The 19,797-nt window shown below is 51.0% G+C and carries 13 protein-coding genes; 8 read left to right on the top strand and 5 right to left on the bottom strand.

The window, feature by feature from the left end; genetic code table 11:
• The first annotated feature begins 9 nt into the window (after positions 1-9).
• The 3 genes from QW71_RS04675 to QW71_RS04665 all read left to right on the top strand — a co-directional run bounded on the left by QW71_RS04675 (position 10) and on the right by QW71_RS04665 (position 8,073).
• Positions 10-5,433 carry a diguanylate cyclase gene (locus tag QW71_RS04675; protein WP_039293941.1) on the top strand — a complete coding sequence of 1,808 codons (5,424 nt, stop codon included), beginning with the start codon at positions 10-12 and terminating at the stop codon, positions 5,431-5,433.
• Positions 5,434-6,066: 633 nt separating this feature from the next.
• Complete coding sequence (locus QW71_RS04670; protein WP_039293938.1) at positions 6,067-6,333, top strand: hypothetical protein; 267 nt, start codon at positions 6,067-6,069, stop codon at positions 6,331-6,333.
• Positions 6,334-6,459: 126 nt separating this feature from the next.
• Positions 6,460-8,073 carry an amino acid permease gene (locus QW71_RS04665; protein WP_083442431.1) on the top strand — a complete coding sequence of 538 codons (1,614 nt, stop codon included), beginning with the start codon at positions 6,460-6,462 and terminating at the stop codon, positions 8,071-8,073.
• A gap of 576 nt (positions 8,074-8,649) precedes the next feature.
• Here QW71_RS04665 and QW71_RS04660 read toward each other — a convergent pair.
• A complete protein-coding gene (locus QW71_RS04660; protein WP_039293935.1) occupies positions 8,650-9,246 on the bottom strand; it encodes a TetR/AcrR family transcriptional regulator in 597 nt (198 codons plus the stop codon).
• Between the two features lie 218 nt (positions 9,247-9,464).
• Here QW71_RS04660 and QW71_RS04655 point away from each other — a divergent pair, with 218 nt between their 5' ends.
• Positions 9,465-10,577 carry an NADH:flavin oxidoreductase gene (locus QW71_RS04655; protein ID WP_039293933.1) on the top strand — a complete coding sequence of 371 codons (1,113 nt, stop codon included), beginning with the start codon at positions 9,465-9,467 and terminating at the stop codon, positions 10,575-10,577.
• Between the two features lie 92 nt (positions 10,578-10,669).
• On the opposite strand, the gene QW71_RS04650 is transcribed toward QW71_RS04655, so the two are convergent.
• A complete protein-coding gene (locus tag QW71_RS04650; RefSeq protein WP_039293931.1) occupies positions 10,670-11,371 on the bottom strand; it encodes a hypothetical protein in 702 nt (233 codons plus the stop codon).
• 158 nt (positions 11,372-11,529) lie between these two features.
• On the opposite strand from QW71_RS04650, the gene QW71_RS04645 reads away from it, so the two are divergent.
• Both QW71_RS04645 and QW71_RS04640 read left to right on the top strand, forming a co-directional pair.
• Entirely contained in the window at positions 11,530-12,234 is a 705-nt protein-coding gene (locus QW71_RS04645; protein ID WP_039293929.1) for a response regulator transcription factor, read from the top strand.
• On the top strand, positions 12,234-13,649 hold the full coding sequence (locus tag QW71_RS04640; RefSeq protein WP_235441391.1) for a cell wall metabolism sensor histidine kinase WalK: 1,416 nt from the start codon (positions 12,234-12,236) through the stop codon (positions 13,647-13,649). Before QW71_RS04645 ends, QW71_RS04640 begins: the two co-directional genes overlap by 1 nt.
• A gap of 172 nt (positions 13,650-13,821) precedes the next feature.
• On the opposite strand, the gene QW71_RS04635 is transcribed toward QW71_RS04640, so the two are convergent.
• Positions 13,822-14,859, bottom strand: coding sequence for an asparaginase (locus tag QW71_RS04635; RefSeq protein WP_042138440.1), 1,038 nt, complete (start codon positions 14,857-14,859; stop codon positions 13,822-13,824).
• 182 nt (positions 14,860-15,041) lie between these two features.
• On the opposite strand from QW71_RS04635, the gene QW71_RS04630 reads away from it, so the two are divergent.
• Both QW71_RS04630 and QW71_RS04625 read left to right on the top strand, forming a co-directional pair.
• Positions 15,042-15,965 (top strand): MBL fold metallo-hydrolase, encoded by a 924-nt coding sequence (locus QW71_RS04630; RefSeq protein ID WP_052769892.1) that lies wholly within the window; start codon positions 15,042-15,044, stop codon positions 15,963-15,965.
• Between the two features lie 14 nt (positions 15,966-15,979).
• Positions 15,980-16,825, top strand: coding sequence for a GNAT family N-acetyltransferase (locus tag QW71_RS04625; protein WP_083442430.1), 846 nt, complete (start codon positions 15,980-15,982; stop codon positions 16,823-16,825).
• 297 nt (positions 16,826-17,122) lie between these two features.
• On the opposite strand, the gene QW71_RS04620 is transcribed toward QW71_RS04625, so the two are convergent.
• Positions 17,123-17,548, bottom strand: coding sequence for a GNAT family N-acetyltransferase (locus QW71_RS04620; RefSeq protein ID WP_047013621.1), 426 nt, complete (start codon positions 17,546-17,548; stop codon positions 17,123-17,125).
• A 341-nt stretch (positions 17,549-17,889) separates the two neighbouring features.
• Positions 17,890-19,068, bottom strand: a complete 1,179-nt coding sequence (locus tag QW71_RS04615) for a hypothetical protein (protein WP_039293922.1) — start codon at positions 19,066-19,068, stop codon at positions 17,890-17,892.
• Positions 19,069-19,797: the final 729 nt, after the last annotated feature.

The raw sequence follows: 19,797 nt of genomic DNA, 5'->3' as shown, positions 1-19,797 counted from the left end.
GGAGTAGGAATGATTGTTAACGACAACTATCAGATACTGGAAACCATTTCAGATAATAACATAAAAGCGGTTTACAGATGCAGCGAAGCTACAACCGGAGCAACAGTCATTCTAAAAGTATTAAAATCGGAATTTACCGGGACCGAGGCGGTCATGCGCTTCAAGCAGGAATATAAGCTGCTTACAGAGCTCAGCCACACCGTGCAGGGGGTCATCCGGCCCCTTAAGCTGGAAGAGCAGAACGGCTTGTATATCATGGTGCTGGAGGATATCCACGGGCGTTCGCTCAAGAAGGTTCTGGCGGAGGAGAAACCCGGGCAGGAGGCGCTGCTGAAGCTCGCGGTCAAGGTTGTGGATATTCTGGCTTCCATTCATGAGCAGAATGTGATCCATAAGGATATCAAGCCGTCCAATATTATCTGGAACCGGGAACAGGATATTGTGCAGGTGATTGATTTCGATCTTGCGGTGAAGCTGTCCAAAGAGAAACGGGAATTCCAGAACAGCGGGGTACTTGAAGGCAGCCTGCTGTACATCTCTCCTGAACAGACGGGACGGATGAACCGCAATATTGATTACCGGAGCGATTATTATTCGCTGGGCATCGTACTTTATGAGATGATGACCGGCATTAAGCCCTTTAATTCACAGGAAATGCTTGAGCAGATCTATTCCATTATTGCCAAAGAGGCCATTCCTCCCTATAAGGCAAGCGGGGGGCGTGTATCCAGCGGCTTGTCGGCTATTATTATGAAGCTTATGGAGAAGTCCTCGGAAGACCGGTACCGCAGCGCTCACGGAATCAAGGCGGATTTGAAGAAATGTCTGGCCGGGCATGAGGATTTCGTGATAGGTACAGAGGACCTCTTGAATACCTTCCGCATTCCGCAAAAGATTGTAGGCAGGCAGCAGGAGCTGTCCCGCCTGGGGGATGCCTTCCGCAGCAGCCTCAAAACGAGCTCACAGCTGATGCTGGTATCCGGTGATGCCGGTGTCGGCAAAACGGCACTGGTCCATGAGCTCCACCAGACCATCAGCCAGGAGAAAGGGCTGTTCGCGGAAGGAAAATTCGACCAGTATAACAAGAACATTCCGTACAGCGCGCTGATCCAGGCCTTCCGGAGATTGATCAGCCAGCTGCTGGAGAGCCCGGATGAGGATTACAAGAGTTATATCGGCCGTTCGCTGAACAAGGCGCTGGGCGGAAACGGCAGTGTAATTACCGGGTTAATCCCTGAGCTTGCCGCCTGGATCGGCGTTCAGCCGGAGGTTGAGCCGCTGAATCCTGCCGAGGAGACGAACCGCTTCTTCCTGACCTTTGCCAAGTTTGTGGAAGGGATCACCCATAATGACAAACCGCTCGTCCTGTTCCTGGACGATGTCCAGTGGGCGGATTACTCCAGCCTGCAGCTGGTGGAGAAGCTGGTGCTGGATAACCATCTGCAGAGGCTGTTTGTAATCTGTTCCTACCGTCAGAATGAAATTCACGAAGGGCATCCCCTGTTTGCCTCCATCGCCAGAATAGAGAAGAGCCGTGAGGTTTCACGCATCCACCTGAAGCCTCTGAACGAGGACGATGTGCAAAGCCTTATCGCTGACACGTTGTACAGCAGCAAGGAGAAGGTGCAGAAGCTTACCGGACTGATCTTCAAGCGGTCCAAAGGCAATTCCTTTTTCCTGACGGAAATTCTGAAGGATCTGCATAAACGCGGTTTTTTTGTTTTTGATAAGCTGAGCGGGGAATGGAACTGGGACCTGGAGCGGATTGAGGCGCTGCCGGTCAATGAGAATGTCGTTGATTTCCTGGTGGGGCAGCTGCAGAATTTGCCGGCAGATGTCCGCAGGATCTTAATGTTAAGCTCGGCCGTCGGCAATGTATTCGATTATGGCATGCTTACCCTGATCGGTGAAGAACCGCCGGAGGTAATTGCAGCTGCCATCAGCCGGGCCGTACACGAGGAGTATATTCTTCCTGCGGACCACCGCTATGCCATATTCTCCGGGACGCTGAGTGAAGCAGGGGCGGCACCGCTGCAGACGGAAATCCGGCTGAAATTTGCCCATGACCGGATTCAGCAGGCCTTCTATCAGATGCTTGACGCTGAACGGGGAAAAAGGCTGCATCTTAGCATCGGGCGTCTTCTGCTGAAGATTTGTGGCAACGGGGATGCCGAGGACAAGATCGTTGACATTGCAGCACACATGAACAAAGGCCTGGAATTTATCAGCGAGCGCTCTGAAATTGAGGATGTGATCGCTCTTAATCTCCGTGCAGCGCAGAAAGCCAAGGCGGGCTACGGGTATGATTCTGCATTCATCCTGCTGGAGGCGGCAATAACGCTGCTGCCGGAGAATTCTTGGCTGGCGGACAGGGAGCAGACTGCGGAGATCTACAGACTGTATGCGGAATGCGGCTATCTCACCCACCATGTAGAACAGGCGGATCAGGCCTGCACTCTTTTGCAGAAACATACTACAGACCGAATCGCACTCGCGGAAATTTACGAAATGCAGGCCAATCATTATATGTATCTGGGTATGATGCCGGAATCGATCGCTTCAGGCAGACAAGGGTTGCAGGCGCTGGGAATCCGGATTCCCGCCAAGGTGGGAATGGCCTCCGTATTGAAGGAGCTGCTGGTGATCAAGGCTGCGCTGCGGGGAAGAACGCCGGAAGGGATTTTTACATCGCCGGAAATGAAAGATCCGGAGATGAAGCTGGTCATGCGGCTGTTGATTAATTTTATCCCGCCATCTTTTATATCAGGGGAAACTTCGCTGTTTGGACTGGTGGTGCTCAAAAAGGTCGGCCTGACCCTGAAATACGGCAACTCGCCCGAGTCGGCGCTTGCTTTTATCGGATATGCCATGTTATTGTCCGGCTTCGGAGATACCAGAGGGGCCTTTGAATTCGGGCGGCTCGGGATCAGGATTAACGACAGGTTCAATGATTTGCAGTGGAAAGGCGCGGCACATGTATTGTATACGCTGTTCAGCCATGCCTGGACCGAGCCCTGGGATACGCTGCAGGACTGGTTCGGCACCTCGATTGAAGCCAGTCTGCGGACAGGGGATCTGCTCTATCTTGCCCATTCCGCATTCTATGTGAATCTCTGGAACCCGTCGATGGACATCGCGACTACGCTTCAGGAGAGTACCCGTACGATCTCTATGATTGAGAATACGAAATATAAGGAATCGCTTGCCACAGCGCAGCTGGCCCGCCAGTATTTCCGCAGTCTTGCAGGCGAGCTGCCGGACCGGACTTCCTTCAACAGTGAGTCATTTAGTGAAGAGGCCTATTTGAGCCAGCTGGAAGAAGCGCGGTATTATTCGGGAATTGCGATCTATTATATTTATAAAATGAAACTGCTGTTCACTTATGAGAAGCATCATGAAGCACTGGAGTATATCGATAAGGCCTACCCGATCATCGGAACGCTGGCCGGTTCTGCTTTTATGGAGGAATTCGCCCTGTATACTTTCCTGAATCTGGCTTATGCCTATAAGGATTTAAGTGTGAACGGCAAACGTAAAGCCAAATCCAGAATGCGTAAAGAGTACGGGCGGGTCCGCAAATGGGCCAGGAATGCGCCGGGAACCTTCCGCCAGCATGAATATCTGATGAAGGCCGAATGGGCTAGAATCAGCAGGAACGATAATCAGGCAAGCCGCTATTATGATTTGGCGATTGAGACCAGTGAGCAAGGAAGCTTTGTACGCTATAAGGCGCTGGGCAATGAGCTGGCAGCCCGGTTCTATTATCATAAGGAGTTCAATGAGTTCGCCGCTTATTTGCTCAGACAATCTGTATACTATTATTCGGTCTGGGGCGCCAAAGAGAAGATCAGGTTCATTAACGAGCGCTACTCTTCCATTGTCAAAAAAATTAACACGAAGGAATTCCTCCATGGCCGGACGGTTACGGACTACACCGAGAGCATTGATCTGAATTCAATGATCCTCGCTTCCCAGGCAATCTCCAAGGAGATTGAGCTGAACAATCTGCTGGAAGCGCTCATGGAGATTGTCATCAAGAATGCCGGTGCCCAGCGGGGCTGTATTCTGATGACCTCCCAGGCGAATCTTCTGGTGGAGGGTGAATATAAAGCCGATACTGACAGAATTTCGGTCGCTATTCATGAGTCGTCCCGGCTGGATAATTTGCCGGTCTCTATTATCAGGCAGGTGGAAGAGAGCCGGGAGAGCCTGATTTACAATGATGCTTTTTCGGAGACAATGTTTGTGAACGATCCTTATATTGTGAAGCACCAGCCGAAATCCATGGTATGTATGCCGCTGATCAACCAGAATAAGACGATTGCGATTATCTATCTGGAGAATAACCTGGTTACCGGCGTGTTCACCAAGGAACGGATGAAGATCATTAATCTGTTATCCAGAGAAATGGTATTCTCCCTGGAGAATGCCAGCCTCTACACAGAGCTGGAGCGGTCGGAAGAGAAATACCGTGAACTGGTGAACAATCTGCAGGACGGGGTATTCATTACCCAGGACAAGCGGTGTAAATATGTCAACGAGGCCCTGGCGCAGATGCTGGGGTATGAGATGGATGAGATGCTGGATCAGCCCTTCGAGAACTTCCTCAGCCCCTCCGAGAAGGACAAAGTATCGCACTATTATGCAAGAAGAGTTGAAGGCAAGCAGGTGCCTGATGAATATGAGACCCGGCTTGTTCACAAGGACAAGACCCGTGAAGTCATTGTGATCCACAAGGTCATCCGGATCATGTATATGGACAAACCGGCGATTCAGGGGACTGTGAAGGATATTACCGAGCGCAAGAAGGCGGAAGAGGAGCTGCGGCGGCATAAGGAGCATCTGGAGGAGCTCGTGGTGGAACGGACCAAGGAATTGGAGTTCAACAACGAGGAATTGAACAAATATATCGGTCTGATCGAGCAAATCTCGATTACCGACGAGCTGACCGGGCTGTATAACCGCAGATACTTCAATAAGCTGTTCCTGGACGAGGTAGAGAAGGCAGCTGCAGACAAACGGCATTTGACCTACCTGATGCTCGACATAGACTATTTCAAAAAATACAATGATACCTACGGCCATTACGAGGGCGATACTGTATTGCGGAGAGTCGGCCAGCTGCTGAATGAGCTGGCTGAACGGGCGGACGGTGTTGCGTTCCGCCTGGGCGGAGAAGAGTTCGGCATTGTGGTGGCCGGGTTCACTCCTCAGCAGTCGCGGGAATATGCCGAAGCAATCAGAAGAAGCATCGCGGAGCTGCGGATTCTGCATGAGCTTAGCCCGGAATACGGAAGAATTACCGTGTCCATCGGCGTAGCGGCCGTTCTTGTCGACGGACTCCGCGAGGAGGATATCTACAAGCTGGGCGATGATGCGCTCTATCAATCCAAAGCGGAAGGCCGCAACTGCGTCACGCTGTTCGAGCGGTAATGAAATGAAGTCTGGGCTGACCTGGTAGGCCATGATATGGCTGCCTGGGTCAGCCTTTGTTGTGTTCGGATTGAGGGTTTCAGCATGAATATTTGTTTTATCTAAAATGGGAAATGATATTATTCATCTGTGATGGATAAGATACATTGAAATTTGGAGCAGATATGTCCAAAGGATGAATATGATTTAATAATCCAATTCTTACAAGGAACATGCTTTAGACGCGAAAGGCAGGCTGTCACTCGGTGACCGGTATGTCCAAAAACTGAATTGGGGCGCTCTACATTCTTTAAAAAGCGGTTCTGAGCCGCCTGCCCAGTGTGCGATCTGATTCGTACGTCTTGCTTGGGGGCTTAAGAGAACGATAGGGTAGATGAGCCAAATGTATGCGAAAAACCGAATACAATGTGCCGATGATAGAGTAGATGAGCCAAATGTATGCGAAAAACCAAATACAATGTGCTAGTGATAGGCAAGACGAGCCAAATGTATGCGAAAAACCGAATACAATGTGCAAGTGATAGGGTAGACGAGCTAAATGTATGCGATAAACCGAATACAATGTGCAAGTGATAGAGTAGACGAGCTAAATGTACGCGATAAACCGAATACATGCGAGCAGTTCCCAAAGAGGTGATCCAGCGGGCTTATTGTATCAAAGAAGAGGATTATGCCAAGGCGGTTGCGCCGCTGAAGGAATCGGTTATTCTTGGTCCGCCTCCGGGATGCGTTATTTCCGGTGCCGCAGAGAATACCCTCCATCCCAATGCACAGGCGATGCCATATAACGGTATGACGGAAGGTATGAATGCGGGTAAAGCCGCCAAGGGCATGCCTTCATACATAGCCCAGCAGGCGGCGGCAGCTTTTTATCCCTATCCGATGTATTCGCGCCGCTAAGTGCACTAATAAGGGATACCGGGAGTCCCGCAAAATCTCGCCAATTATCATTCTCCCTCAGGCAGCCTGGCTAATTTCCCCGGAATATGCAGATACTTCTGTTATCTCAAACCGGGAGGCAGGATTATGGAGGAAGGAAAACAAGGTAGTCAGGTGAAGCGTGAGAAGGTGGAGAAGCTGGTGAGGCTGGAGAAGCTGCGGAAGTCCGGGAACCCGGGCAAAAAAGGATTATCTGTATGGCAGCTGACGATGCTCGCCCTGGGGACCGTGGTCGGCGGCTCTTTCTTCCTGGGGTCTTCCGTGGCGATCCGGGCGGCAGGCCCGTCTGTGCTGCTGGCTTATGTAATCGGAGGGGTTCTGGTCTATCTCATCCTCTCCGCGCTGTCGGAAATGACGGTGGCGAATCCGGCACCCGGCTCATTCCGCACGTACACCGAGCAGGCGTTCGGCCGGGGAGCGGGATTCACGGTCGGCTGGGTATACTGGACAGGCCTTGTGCTCGCGATGTCCAGTGAAGCGACGGCAGTATCCATTCTGCTGCGGGGCTGGTTTCCAGCGCTGCCGCTGGCGCTGGTGGGCTCGGGGATCATTGTTCTGGTAACACTGCTCAATCTGCTCGGGGCAGAACGGCTGGGCAAGCTGGAGATCGGACTGGCAGCCTTCAAGCTGCTGGCCATTGTTGCTTTCATCGTGATCGCGGTGGCTATAGTAGCCGGATTTGGAACCAGGGGCGAAGGCGCGGCCGGTATTCAAGTTGTGCGCGGCCAGAGCCTGTTCCCCGGGGGGATTGCCGGTATCGCGGGCAGCATGCTCATGGTGATGTTTACCTATGCGGGATTTGAAGTACTGGGACTGGCAGCCTCGGAGACAGGCAATCCCGGAGTCACCATCCCCAGAGCGATCCGGCGGACAATCCTGCTGCTGGTCAGCCTCTATCTGGCGGCGATGACCGCATTGTTTCTGCTGCTGCCCCGGACTCTGGTCTCTGAACAGATCAGTCCGTTTGTGTCTGCTCTCAGCCTGTATGGCCTCGGCTGGACTGGGACGGTGATGAATATCGTCCTGGTGTCCGCTATTTTGTCAACGATGCTGGCCTCCGTATTCGGCCTGGGCCGGATGCTCCGCTCATTGGCGGAGGAAGGGCATACTCCGGCCTGGATGCAGGACCGTACGGATATCCCGTACCGGGGCATCCTCATTTCCGGCGGTGCAATGCTGGCCGGGCTTGGACTGAGTATGCTTTTGCCGCAGGGAGTCTACCTGTTTCTGGTCAGCTCCGGCGGCTTCGCGCTGCTGTTCTCCTACTTCATCATCATGGCCAGCCACTACCGGCTGCGCCGGCGCAACGGAGGACCCTTCAAGGGCCAGCGCGGGTTACGCGGCTATCCGTACAGCTCATGGATTGCAATGGGAAGTCTGGTCGCCATACTCGCCAGCATGCCGCTGATTCCGGGACAAGGGGGAGGTCTGGCCGCAGGAATTATGTTTGTTCTGGTGTTCTCAGGCATTTATGCGGTGGGAGCACTGCGTAAGGGGAGAGAATCCGGGCGCAGGCGACAGCCTTCCCTGCAGGTTAAGGTGCCTGGAGGCAGAGCACAGATGGAGGCTGCGGAGGAATGGACGGATCGTCATCAGGGACGGTTGGAGGAACGACATAACCGCACGGATAAGAGCGGCAGGCATTCCAGCCAGAACGGGACAAAGGGTGGCGGCAAGCGGAAGAAGCGGAAGCGGAAGTAGCGGTGGAGGTGCGGAGCGCAGAACGGCTGCGCTCCTTTTTGATTATGTAGGAAATTATGATATTCGTCTGTTGTGGATACAACGTGCATAATGCCCCGGATACTTTTCTTTGGAAATTGGCGCAGATCCGTTTCCGACTGAAGGAAGAACTTCTCCTTGAATCAGGGATCCCACTGAATCCTCCAGAAGTCGGCAGCATGGTGGAATCAAAGGGATAAATCCCTCTAATTCCGCTGAAAGTAGGCTGTATGCGGAAATCAAAGGGATAAATCCCTCTAATTCCGCTGAAAGTAGGCTGTATGGTGAAATCAAAGGGATAAATCCCTCTAATTCCGCTGAAAGTGAGCTGTATGCGGAAATCAAAGGGATAAATCCCTTTAATTTCGCCGAAAGTGAGCTGTATGGAAAACTCAAGGGGATAAATCCCTCTAATTCCACTAAATTCTACCAAAAGGAGGAAAAGAAGAGCAAAAATTAGTGCACTTGATTTCACCGGGACGACCTGGGGCCGGAAAGAATGTGCTGCCTGCCGGGCGGGGGACAATCTCCGAAGGTTTTTTAGCGGAACCGTGCTTCTTACTCTCCCCCAGCGGGAGTCAGCAGGGATACTCCGTTATTCATCAATGGCACTAATCTGCCGGCCAGCGCAGCAGCGGATTCATGCCGGCCCTCCTTATTCCAGCGATAGGTAACCCCGTAGATTGACCAGCTTAGGAGGGTTGCAGCCGTTTGCAGTGTGCGGCTATCCGCTGTGCTGTCTACTCCGGACAGCAGCCTTTGCAGCAGCTGCTCCAGCTGCAGCTTAATATTTTCTTCAATAATCAGCGCCAGTGAGTCATATTTCTTCAGGCAGTGATGGCTGGATTCGTGATAATCGCAAAGAGCGGCAACCAGCGTATAGAGCGTTTCCTCGGTCAAGGCTGCCTGGTCATCGATTTTGCGGAGGACAAGCTCCGTGAAGGCATCTGATAAGAACGATTCAAGCAGTGCGTATTTATCAGGGAAATGAGCATAGAATGTGGCCCGGTTAATCGTGGCTTTTCGCGTGATATCCTGTACGGTAATTGCATTGAAGTCCATGGTATTTAACTGCTCGGCGAATGAGTCCAGAATTAACTGGCGTGTCCGGATGACGCGCGGGTCGTTCGGGTTCGGTGAAAGTATACTGGGCATCCTCTATCCATGCTCCCTTCGGTAACTAATGCTCTAACTATTATAAACATCTGCGGCTGCGCCAACCAAGTTATCCCTTGATAACCAACAATACATTTTGCATTTCGCTTAAGCAACAGAAGGCGCGGATTGTTGGTTGAATGAGGCAGGTGGCATTGCTAATATTGCATTCGTACCCCTTAACTGCGGGTGCCAAAATAATATTGGAGGTGCGGTTCATGAGTCATCCGCAGAACAACAATCATTCCATCCAAGCCTTGTTTCAGCCTTATACGATCCATCAACTGACCTTGCCGACACGAATTGTCATGTCGCCGATGGCCCGTGCCTTCTCGCCTGAAGGTGTGCCGGGACCGGATGTAGCTGCTTATTACCGCCGCCGTGCCGAGAACGGTGTCGGTCTTGTGATAACCGAAGGAGCCATAATTGACCATCCTTCAGCAACCAGTGAGTCCAGATTGCCTAGGCTTTATGGAGAAGCAGCATTGAACGGCTGGGCGGAAGTGGTCAGACAGGTGCATGAAGCAGGGGGCAAAATTTTCCCGCAAATCGTGCATATGGGCATGATCCGCCCGAATGGTTCCCAGCCTAACCCGGAAGCCCTGTCCATCGGTCCGTCCGGACTGGATCTGGAGGGGAACAAGGCAGGCGAGCCGATGTCAGAGGACGAAATAGCAGATGTGATTCAGGCTTACGCGGCTGCAGCGCTTCATGCCAAAGAAGCCGGGTTCGATGGCATAGAGCTTCACGGAGCCCATGGCTTTCTGATTGACCAGTTCTTGTGGGCGAAGACCAATCAGCGGACAGACCGTTACGGCGGCGATCTGGTGAAGCGCGCCCGGTTTGCTGCTCAGATAGTCGAAGCTGTACGTGCTGCGGTAGGTCCGGATTATCCGGTAGCCATGCGTCTGTCCCAATGGAAAATGGGCGATTACGCTGCCAGACTGGCGGACACACCGGAACAGCTGAAGGAACTGCTGAACGTTCTGGTGGACGCCGGAGTAGATATCTTCCACTGCTCAGTACGCCGTTTCTGGGAACCCGAATTTGCCGGCTCGGATCTTAGCTTTGCCGGCTGGGTGAAGAAGCTGACAGGCAAGACGACCATTACGGTCGGGGCGGTTGGCATGGACAGTGATCCCGCCGAAGGGGAAGGCCAGACTCATCCGGGACTGGAGGGACTAGTGGAGCGGCTGAACAACAATGAGTTTGATCTGGTGGCTGTGGGACGGGCGCTGCTCGGAGATCCCGCCTGGGCGGTCAAAATCCGTGACGGACGGCTGAGTGAGCTTCAGGCGTTTACCCCTGAATCGGTAGCTGCGCTCTCCTGACGAAAGATTGTCTAAACGAAAAGCAGGCCAAAGGTACCCGCCCTTGGCCTGCTTTTTGTATCTCCTGCTGCTATAGACGCGTTATTCCGTGCTTACTTCGCTTCTTCAAGCTTTTTGGTAAGGTCCTTGTACTGTTCCAGCAGCCCGCCCAGTGCGTGCTTGACCGCTGTGGCATCTTTGGATTCTACGGCTTCAGCCAGTGCAGCCTGTGCCTTGAAGAATCCGTTATCTTCTGTCATCGGGAGCAGAGCCGGGGCTGCAGCAGCTGTTATGGAGCCAGAGTCTGTGAGTCCTGCGGACGAGAGGCTGTCAGGTGCTGCAAACACGGTGAAATCTGCAGTGGATGAAGCCGCTGTTCCTGTTGCGAAGACACTGAGGGTCCCGTCTGTTCCGACAAGCTGAAGATCGGCTGCCGGTGCTGAACCGGCAAGGGAAGGTATGGCTGCTGTCAAGGCTACAGGTGTGGCCAGTTGCACGGCTGGAGCGGTAACTTCTCCTGTTGTATCCAGGGTTAGCACCTGTACATTAAGGCGGAGGGCCTTATTGTATCTGCTGAGCGTGTCGGTCCAGTCCTGAACGGTTTCCGGCGCGTAGCGTTCTGCAAGGTTCAGCAAGTCGGGGAAACGGGAGGCAATCATGATACTGCCTTGCATAGGTGCGGAGGCAGCGCTTAAGGTAACTGCGGGAGCCTGTGTCTGTGGCGGCGTGCGGTCTGCGTCGGCGAACACCGGGGTTGCGATGGAGGACAGCAGCAGGGTGGAGAGGGCCATTCTTCTCAAGATTAAACGGTTCATGAACTAACACTCCTTATGGGTGAGGTTTGTCTTACAGCTCCCAATATAGCGTTCTACTGTGGCAGGAAGTTGGTAGCTTTGTGGAAAAACAATGGCAGGACCCTACCGCCTCCGGCAGCTTGTTATAATGGAGCAGACAAAACTGTGGAGGGTTCCGGATGAACAATCAAACGGTCATTGCCGTTGTGGACGATGACGAGAATATACGCAAGCTGGTCGAGGCTTATTTACATAAGGAGAATTTCCGCACCATTGGCCTGGGAAGTGCCGAAGAAGCCTGGGCCCTGTGGACAAGCGATCCTCCCGGCATGTGGGTGCTCGATATCATGCTTCCGGGGATGGACGGGTATGAACTATGCAGGCGCATCCGTGATGAAGCAGAGGTGCCGATCATTATGATCTCAGCCAAAGATGATGAAGTCGATAAAATACTGGGTCTTGAGCTGGGCAGTGACGATTATCTGGTCAAGCCGTTCAGTCCCCCTGAGCTGGTGGCCCGGATCAAACGGCAACTGGAAAGGTGGGAACGGCTCCATCAGCCTCTGCCCGCAGCTGAGCTGCCTCCCCCTACAGGCATAGAGCTGGGCGGACTGCTGCTGCTTCTGGAAGAAAGGAGGTCCTTCTGGCACGGATCAGAGGTGGAGCTGACGAGTAAGGAGTTCCTGATGCTGAAGGTGTTTGCCGGACATCCGAACCGGGCGTTTACGCGGGAAGAGCTGCTGGGTTATGTCTGGGGTGATGATTACTTCGGCAGTGACCGCGCAGTGGACCATCTGATCAAACGCATCCGCAAAAAAATGGACGGCTTACCGCTGGAATCGGTCTGGGGACATGGCTACCGGATGAGAGAAGGGCAGGACTGATGAATATGCGTATGAAGCTAAACGGGCAGATGAAGAAGCTGAAGCTGGTGCATCAGATCAACTTCGCCTTCGGATTGTCTCTGCTGCTTGTCCTGTCCATCACGGGAGTGATGATTCATTTGGTACTGATGGATCATTTCATCGGTAAGGAACAGGAGGGATTGCGGACGCTAGGCGCTACACTGACCGCCAGCATGCAGCAGCTGCCCGCCGCAGCAATAAGTGCAGTCCCAATTGAAGAAAATGAGTTGTTCCCGGTTCAATATGCTACGCTTTCCAGCGGAGTACAGGCCATTGTAACGGATCAGCAGGGGAATGTGGTGTCGGGAACCCTCCCGGCTGTACCCGGACTGGCGCCGGGACAGGCGCAGGCGGTTACCGGCATAGCGGCATTAGAGACAGGCAGCCTGCAGAGCTTATGGGACGGCAGCGACCCGCGCTATCTGGTGCAGGTAAATGCGCTTCCCCAAGGCAAGCTGACTCTGCTGACCCCTGTCAGCAGAATCAAAGCGATCGAGCAGGCACTGCTCAAACGTCTGATTCTTGTCTTTGCCGCCGGTGCAGCCGTGATGTTCCTGTTCAGCCTGTTTATCACGAGGAAGCTGATTGATCCGCTGATCAGCCTGCGCGGGGAACTCAAAAAAGTGAAAAACCGCCGGTTTGCCGAGGTGAATCTGATCCGGGCGGGTGGGGAGATCGGTTCTGTGGCCCAGACCGTATACGAAATGGCCGGGGAATTACACAGGTTCAACCGGGTACAGAAGCAATTCTTCCAGAATGCCTCGCATGAGCTGAAATCACCGCTGATGTCGATATCCGGTTATGCGGAGGGCATCAGGGACGGGATATTTGAAGGTGAGGATGTCCGTAGAGGGCTGGATATTATCCTGGGCGAGAGCGGACGGCTGCGGGACCTGGTGGGCGAAATGACGCTGCTGGCCAAGCTGGACAGCGAAGAGGATATATTCCGGGCGGTAGAATGCGATCTGGAAGAGCTGCTCTCAGAGGCGGTAGAACGGATCAATCCGCAGCTGGCTGCAAGAAAGCTGTCGCTCAAGACTGAAATCTCCGGAGACAGCGGGCTGATGCTGAGGGCTGACCGTGATAAGCTGCTGCAGGCACTGCTGAACGTATTATCCAATGCTGCACGATATGCGGACAGGAAGATTGATATCCATGGCTATGTAGGCAAGGGGCTGATTACATTAACGGTTTCGGATGACGGCCCCGGCATTCCGCAGGAGCTGCTGCCCAGTCTGTTTCACAGGTTCGTCAAAGGGAAAAATGGTGATTCCGGGCTGGGTCTGGCCATCTCGCGCGCCATCGTGGAGCGCTGCGGCGGTAAGATTACCGCCCGGAACTGCCCGGAAGGCGGTGCCGTCCTCACGTTTGAATTTCCATCCGCAGCGGGCTGACAGGGGCTAACTCAAAAGCAGATTTCTAATGAGTAGAGACAAATACCCAAACAATGTTCCATTCGCGGAGCGTCCATTCAAGTGCACACGTTGATCTTACTCAAAAAAAAGGGGGTGTCCCGGAAGCCATTATAAGGCTTACGGGACACCCCTTAGAGTGATATCTAATGTTTTAATATTCGTTGAACATTGCGGCAATTTCGTCGTAGCCGGTTGTTTGTGTCAGCGCCAGAGAGAGCAGGATTCGTGCTTTTTGCGGCACCAGACTGTTGCAGGGAATGGAATTGGCGGACAGGTCAATGTAGGAGTCCTTGAGCGTGATCCCGCTTGAGATCCGCGAGCAGCGGACCACAGGGATGTTATTGTTCTTAAGCTCGCCGACTTTATCTATCCACGGCTTGCTGTAGATGCCTCCGCCTGCTCCGGCAATCACAATGCCCTTGGAGATCGTGGCGAGATAATCCAGGATGCCGGGATCGGCGTCGACATGGAAGTAGGCTACGGATACTTCCGGCAGTCCGGTCATGGCCGATACATCGAATTGTGAAGCAGTCGTATGTCTTTTGAGCGTCCGGGTATAGAAGAAGGCATGACTGTCGCGCATGTAGCCCAGGCAGCCGAAATCACGCTCATCGAAGGCATTGGCCTTGAAGGTATTCACCTTCTGCACATCCCGCCCGCTGTAGATGCCCTCGGCGAAGACAACCATAACGCCCTGTCCGGATGCATCCGGATTCGCTGCCAGCGCAACGGACTGATACAGATTCAGTGGTCCGTCGGCACTGATGGCGGTAGCCGGGCGCATGGAGCCGGTAATGATCACCGGTTTGTCGGTCTTGATCACCAGGTTCAGGAAATAGGAGGTCTCATCCAGGGTGTCGGTGCCGTGGGTAATTACGAAGCCGTGCACATCCTCCCGGAGGGCGAGTGTATTGATGTACGCAGCCAGTGTAAGCCAGTGTTCGCTGGTAATATCTGCACTGCACAGATTGCTGACCTGCACGCCGGCACAATTGGCAAGCCGTTCCAGATGGGGCACACTATCCAGCAGATCCTGCACGGGCAGAGCACCGGGTTCGTAGTTCAAGGTTTTATGCGCTTCGCCGCTGCCGGCAATGGTGCCGCCGGTGGCCAGAATAACTACATTTTTGAGACTGGGATTATAAAAAGGGGAAGCTGTGAAGTTCACTTCAGGTGCTGGAATAATCATAGATCGTTTCCTTTCAGGTCGAATCAGAATGAAGGCTATAGAATTACATTGAATGTATTATAACATACGATTTCCGGGGACAATGATCTGTTTTTACTCCTGTTTTTCCCTGCAAATAATTAGTCAGTAAGTGCATGCCATATTAAGGTATAATAAGTAAAAATATAAATGGGAGGATATGTATGTTCACGCTAGAGGAAGTAGCACATGGAGTATGGGCGGCAATTGTAACTCCGGGCCGGGGAGCGGTAGGCAATGCCTCGATTATAGATCTTGGGGATACCACAGTCGTGGTGGATACCTTCAGCCTGCCCGGGGCAGCGAAGCTCCTGCGGGAGACGGCTGAGCAGCTGACAGGGAACCCGGTCCAATACATAGTGAATACCCATTATCACGGGGATCATCATTACGGGAATCAGGAATTTGCGGATAGTCTTATCATTTCCACAGAGCTTACCCGTGAAGTGCTGACAACGACGGGTCCGCCTGAGCTTGGGGAATGGCAGGAAGGGCTGCAGAAGCAGATTGCAGCGCTGCAGGAGGCTCATAGTACTGCTGCGGACACCCGCCTGCAGGCAGCGCTGGGATATGAAATATCGGAAAAGCAGGCCCTGCTGGAGGCAACGCCTGCGATCCGCAGAGTAACAGCTGCTGTGACATTCAAGGATACGCTTGATATTCACGGGTCAGAGCGGTCCATACAGCTGTTCACCTATGGCGGCGGGCATACCTGCAGCGATGCCATGGTATATATTGCTGACGTGAAGGTGCTGATCGCCGGGGATCTGGTGCTGAGCCAATCTCATCCGGCCATGCTGCATGGTTTCCCTGAAGCCTGGGCCGGTATTGTGGAGCGGATTGGCCTGGAGATGGATTTCACCCGGCTGATTCCCGGTCATGGAGGGGTTGCCGGGCGTGAGAGCATCGCTGAAATGTTAAGTTATCTCCAAGAGATTCAGGCGTTTGCCGCAGCGGCTGTCCGGAGCGGGGAGAGCGCGGATTTCTGGCTCGCCAAGGGGATTCCGGCACCGTTTGATACATGGGAGGGCTCCCATATCTTTGAGTGGAATTTCCGCTGGCTGTACAATACATATAATCAATCCTGAGAAAAGAGGAGAAAATGATGCTGAAGCTGGATAGCCGTGACTATGCCCTGGCTCTGCCGCTGTTAAGCCAAGTGAAGATCAACACCCTGTTCGCCGAAGCAGTGCTCAAGGGCCAGACTACCGGCACTGTTTATGTGGATAATGTGCAGAACCCCCGCACCTTTTATGTGGCTCATGATTATGGGATGTCACTGGTCTATGGGGATTCGGGCAATGAGGTGTTTAACCGGAGCTTATATGATTATATTACCAACAAGTCAGGGGACAGGCAGTCCCCGGAATGGCTGCAGGGTGATCCGGCAGGAGGCTGGTCTCCGCTGGTGGAGTCAATAATTACTGAGCATAACGCACTGTTAAATGCGGTCGAGCCCGGTCCTGAAATGGCTGATACACGGAGGATGTACACCCATACCAGAGTGAATTTCACCTTTGACCCGGAAGTCTACCACAGTGCGAAGGAGCAATGGTTCCGGCAGGATGCAGTAATTGTTCAGATGACTGCCGGGCTGTTTGACGGGCAATCAGGTGCTGTGATTCCGCGCTATTTCTGGAGAGATGCAGAGCATTTCCTAAGTACAGGCATAGGATACACCCTGCTCTGGGAGGGGGAGAGCGCCTCGAGTGCGTTCTCGGCGTACCGTACAGCGGATCAGCTGGAGATTGGGATTGAATCGGCAGCGGGCCACCGGGGGAAGCATTTTGCCTTCTCCGTATGTGCTGCACTGATTGATTACTGCCTGGAGCACGGGCTGGAGCCGGTGTGGGGCTGCCGTCAGGAGAATGAGGGTTCTTACAGACTGGCTCAGAAGCTGGGCTTCAAGCCGTCGCTGTACATCCCTTATTACCGGTTGGCCGAGTGAATAACAGATTCAGCAGAATAACTTGAACTGATGAATCGTTAGCTTTTGAAAAATAAGTTTTTAACCGATCAATCAAAAGAAGCAGCGGGCAGATTCAGCAGAATAACTTGAACTGATGAATCGTTAGCTTTTGAAAAATAAGTTTTTAACCGATCAATCAAAAGAAGCAGCGGCAGTCTAAGACTTGATAAATAAAGTCTTAGACTGCCGCTGTTGTTGTTAAATAAACGTTTCCCGTTAGTTAAATATTAATATGCTTGCTTTCGTTTCAATAAAGGCTAGTGAGAGTTTAGTCCGTCATTTGTTTAACATTTTTGAAAAGTACTTAGGAGCCTCCTTAAAGCCTTGTCTCTCATAAAATTTATGAGCATCTATTCTTCTGGAATGACAATGAACTTGGATACGGTCACATCCCCTTTTTCTGGCAGAGGCAGAGGCAAATTCCTCTAATTCCTTTCCAATTCCTTTACTTCTAATTGAGGAGTCTACAACAAGGTAACTAATAGAAGCGATATCACCTCTAATTCCTAACTGAGGTATATAATGAATGGAAATACAGGCAATAATACGTCCTTCATCTTCATATACCATTAATTCATCGTTGGGGTCAGCTAGAAGTCTTTCCATGTTCTCTTTAATAAAAAATTCGGTATCCGGGTAACCTAATTGCGTCAAAAGTTTGGATATATCTTTCCTATCCTCCAGTTTTGCAACTCTAATCATAAATTTCATCTCCGCTCATTTCCCATTTTATAGGGTGCACGATAATCTTGGCATTATATTAGCGGATTTACTAGAACCACGGTATGACTATTTCAATGCAGGTGTGGTTTATTGTTACGTTATTGAGCTAACGTTTCCCGTTAGATTAATGAGGCATTGTAAGTCTAATACCTCAGTCTACAACTTTATTTTACGGAGTTTATTTTTCAGTCAAGAACTTTGTTTCCGTTAGACACCCGACAGTGTTCGCCGCCCTATAACTCTCATAGTTCACCAAAAAAGCCGCTAACAGATAAATATTCTGAAAGCGGCTTGAAAATTATGTCCAATTTGTTAAAAACTTATTTCAATAAATGCTTTGAGATCCTATTCTCATTCCAGTCGTATACTAAGACACTATTCTCACGGTAGTCCAATATAGACCCTTTTATTCGATTAAATTCGTGAATAGAGGCCAAAGTTTTTACATCTAAAATATACTGGGTGGTAAGCAAATCTACATATAGGTCTCCTTCTACCGTTTTCTTTGCTGTTGGCAGACCGTCTCCCTCAGGCATATTAAAATTCGATAGTACTCTATCCTTTACTAAACCCTTCTGATTGAACAAACTTAATTTTTTGGTTTTGGGATTAAACACCATATAATCATCCCCAGCTTGGAAAGCAAACCCAAGTTGATCGATTGTTCTTCCCCAGATAGCGGAACCTTTTGGAGATAAAGCTATAAGTTTATGCGTGTTTGCTTGATGTACTGAAAACACAAAAGTACCATCATCGAGTGCAAAAGCAGTATAAAAGTTGACTCCTGCTCCCTTTGGGAATGTGTATTGGAATGAGCGCTGTAAGGAAGAGTTGTACACTTCAACTTTTTGAGCATTGCCCTGCTTTTTTAACATCTCTATGGCGATTTGGTTCTTCGACACAGTAGTTAACTTTCCGGATACCACCTTACTTGCTTTCTGCTTACCATTTTTATCGAAAGATAGTAGTTGTACCGTTTCTGCACCGATTTTATTCGATTTCTGACCTGCAATAATTAAGTTTCCGTCACTCATGCGATATAACTTGCCGTCAAATGCCCCTAAATCTTGTCCTACGAGCTTACTCCAATTTTCCTTCCCTGCAGGGCTCACAGAATAAAGAACTCCTGGAAACGAGAAATAGGCGTATACCGTACCGTCTGGTGCATAAGCAAAAGGATATTCTGTACTTGGCCATCCGTATCCTGCCTTTGCAAACGAGAATACCCATTTAACCTTTCCTGTTTTGGGATCTACGGCTCGAAGTGTATCGGGTGACCAAACTTTTGTCTCAGAGAATCTTTGTTCTCCAACATGTAAGTACAGCGTTTCTTTTCCTGGCACATAAAAACTCTCTGGTTGAATCGGTATGTAATCTTCATTCGGTGTTTGAGTCCAAACCGCTTGTGGCAGGGATTCATAATTCTTAGCAGCCACCACTCCACCAACATTTGCAAAAACCAGAGCAGCAACCATGAAACTGATTAACTTCTTTTTCACACGAAAACCTCAACTTTCCTTTTTAAATTGATGCTACTTATGATGAAGTAGGCTTTTGATGATTCACTCTGCCCACGGACCGATCTATCGCAGTCAAAACTACTTTCATAACACTGAATGATCAACCGGTGGATCAACTTGAACTCTTCTTGACCAACATCCATAAGAAACGTACCGTCCTTTTACAGTAGCGGACTTCATAACCGGAGTAGGATTCAATAGGGTTTGCCCCTTATAAACTTGCATTGTTTTCCCCTCTCCCATTGGACTACATAATATTATCGACATTATTTCACTATTATTAAGGAATATAAGATGACATTTTTTGAAAATACCTAACAGCGACATATTTCATTCTTCGTAGCATACTGTTTAGAGGCGCTAATCCGCTTTGATGCAGCAGCGCTTTAGTCATCCGAATCACCGACATTCCACAGCCAGCATGACACATCTATGAAGCAATATCACTTTACCAAGACACTCCATCAGCAAGGCCTGTTCAGATAGAAATCTCATTGCAGAAAGCCGGGTTTTTAGGCAGGAGCATCTTATTAATTACGCATAGGTGGAGGCAGCCCGTTTGACTGAAAAGAAGACTCGCACATGGCGGTTTACTAACGAATATTCAATTAATTAAGATTAAGCTATCCTGCCCTTTAGTTTAATGAAGTCTTGTGAATCTAACACTTTATTTTTCAGTCTAGAATTTTATTGATTTTTGACATCAAT

It is taken from the genome of Paenibacillus sp. IHB B 3415 (assembly GCF_000802655.2).
Classification (GTDB): Bacteria; Bacillota; Bacilli; order Paenibacillales; family Paenibacillaceae; genus Paenibacillus_AQ; species Paenibacillus_AQ phytohabitans.
The sequence above is the reverse complement of the archived record's forward strand: the minus strand, read 5'-3'. Positions and strand labels throughout refer to the sequence as shown.

Excerpts from the sequence above, each read along its gene's own strand:
- QW71_RS04675 (WP_039293941.1), top strand. The coding sequence starts at position 10 with ATGATTGTTAACGACAACTATCAGATACTGGAAACCATTTCAGATAAT.
- QW71_RS04665 (WP_083442431.1), top strand. The coding sequence starts at position 6,460 with ATGGAGGAAGGAAAACAAGGTAGTCAGGTGAAGCGTGAGAAGGTGGAG.
- QW71_RS04660 (WP_039293935.1), bottom strand. The coding sequence starts at position 9,246 with ATGCCCAGTATACTTTCACCGAACCCGAACGACCCGCGCGTCATCCGG.
- QW71_RS04655 (WP_039293933.1), top strand. The coding sequence starts at position 9,465 with ATGAGTCATCCGCAGAACAACAATCATTCCATCCAAGCCTTGTTTCAG.
- QW71_RS04650 (WP_039293931.1), bottom strand. The coding sequence starts at position 11,371 with ATGAACCGTTTAATCTTGAGAAGAATGGCCCTCTCCACCCTGCTGCTG.
- QW71_RS04645 (WP_039293929.1), top strand. The coding sequence starts at position 11,530 with ATGAACAATCAAACGGTCATTGCCGTTGTGGACGATGACGAGAATATA.
- QW71_RS04640 (WP_235441391.1), top strand. The coding sequence starts at position 12,234 with ATGAATATGCGTATGAAGCTAAACGGGCAGATGAAGAAGCTGAAGCTG.
- QW71_RS04635 (WP_042138440.1), bottom strand. The coding sequence starts at position 14,859 with ATGATTATTCCAGCACCTGAAGTGAACTTCACAGCTTCCCCTTTTTAT.
- QW71_RS04630 (WP_052769892.1), top strand. The coding sequence starts at position 15,042 with ATGTTCACGCTAGAGGAAGTAGCACATGGAGTATGGGCGGCAATTGTA.
- QW71_RS04625 (WP_083442430.1), top strand. The coding sequence starts at position 15,980 with ATGATGCTGAAGCTGGATAGCCGTGACTATGCCCTGGCTCTGCCGCTG.
- QW71_RS04620 (WP_047013621.1), bottom strand. The coding sequence starts at position 17,548 with ATGATTAGAGTTGCAAAACTGGAGGATAGGAAAGATATATCCAAACTT.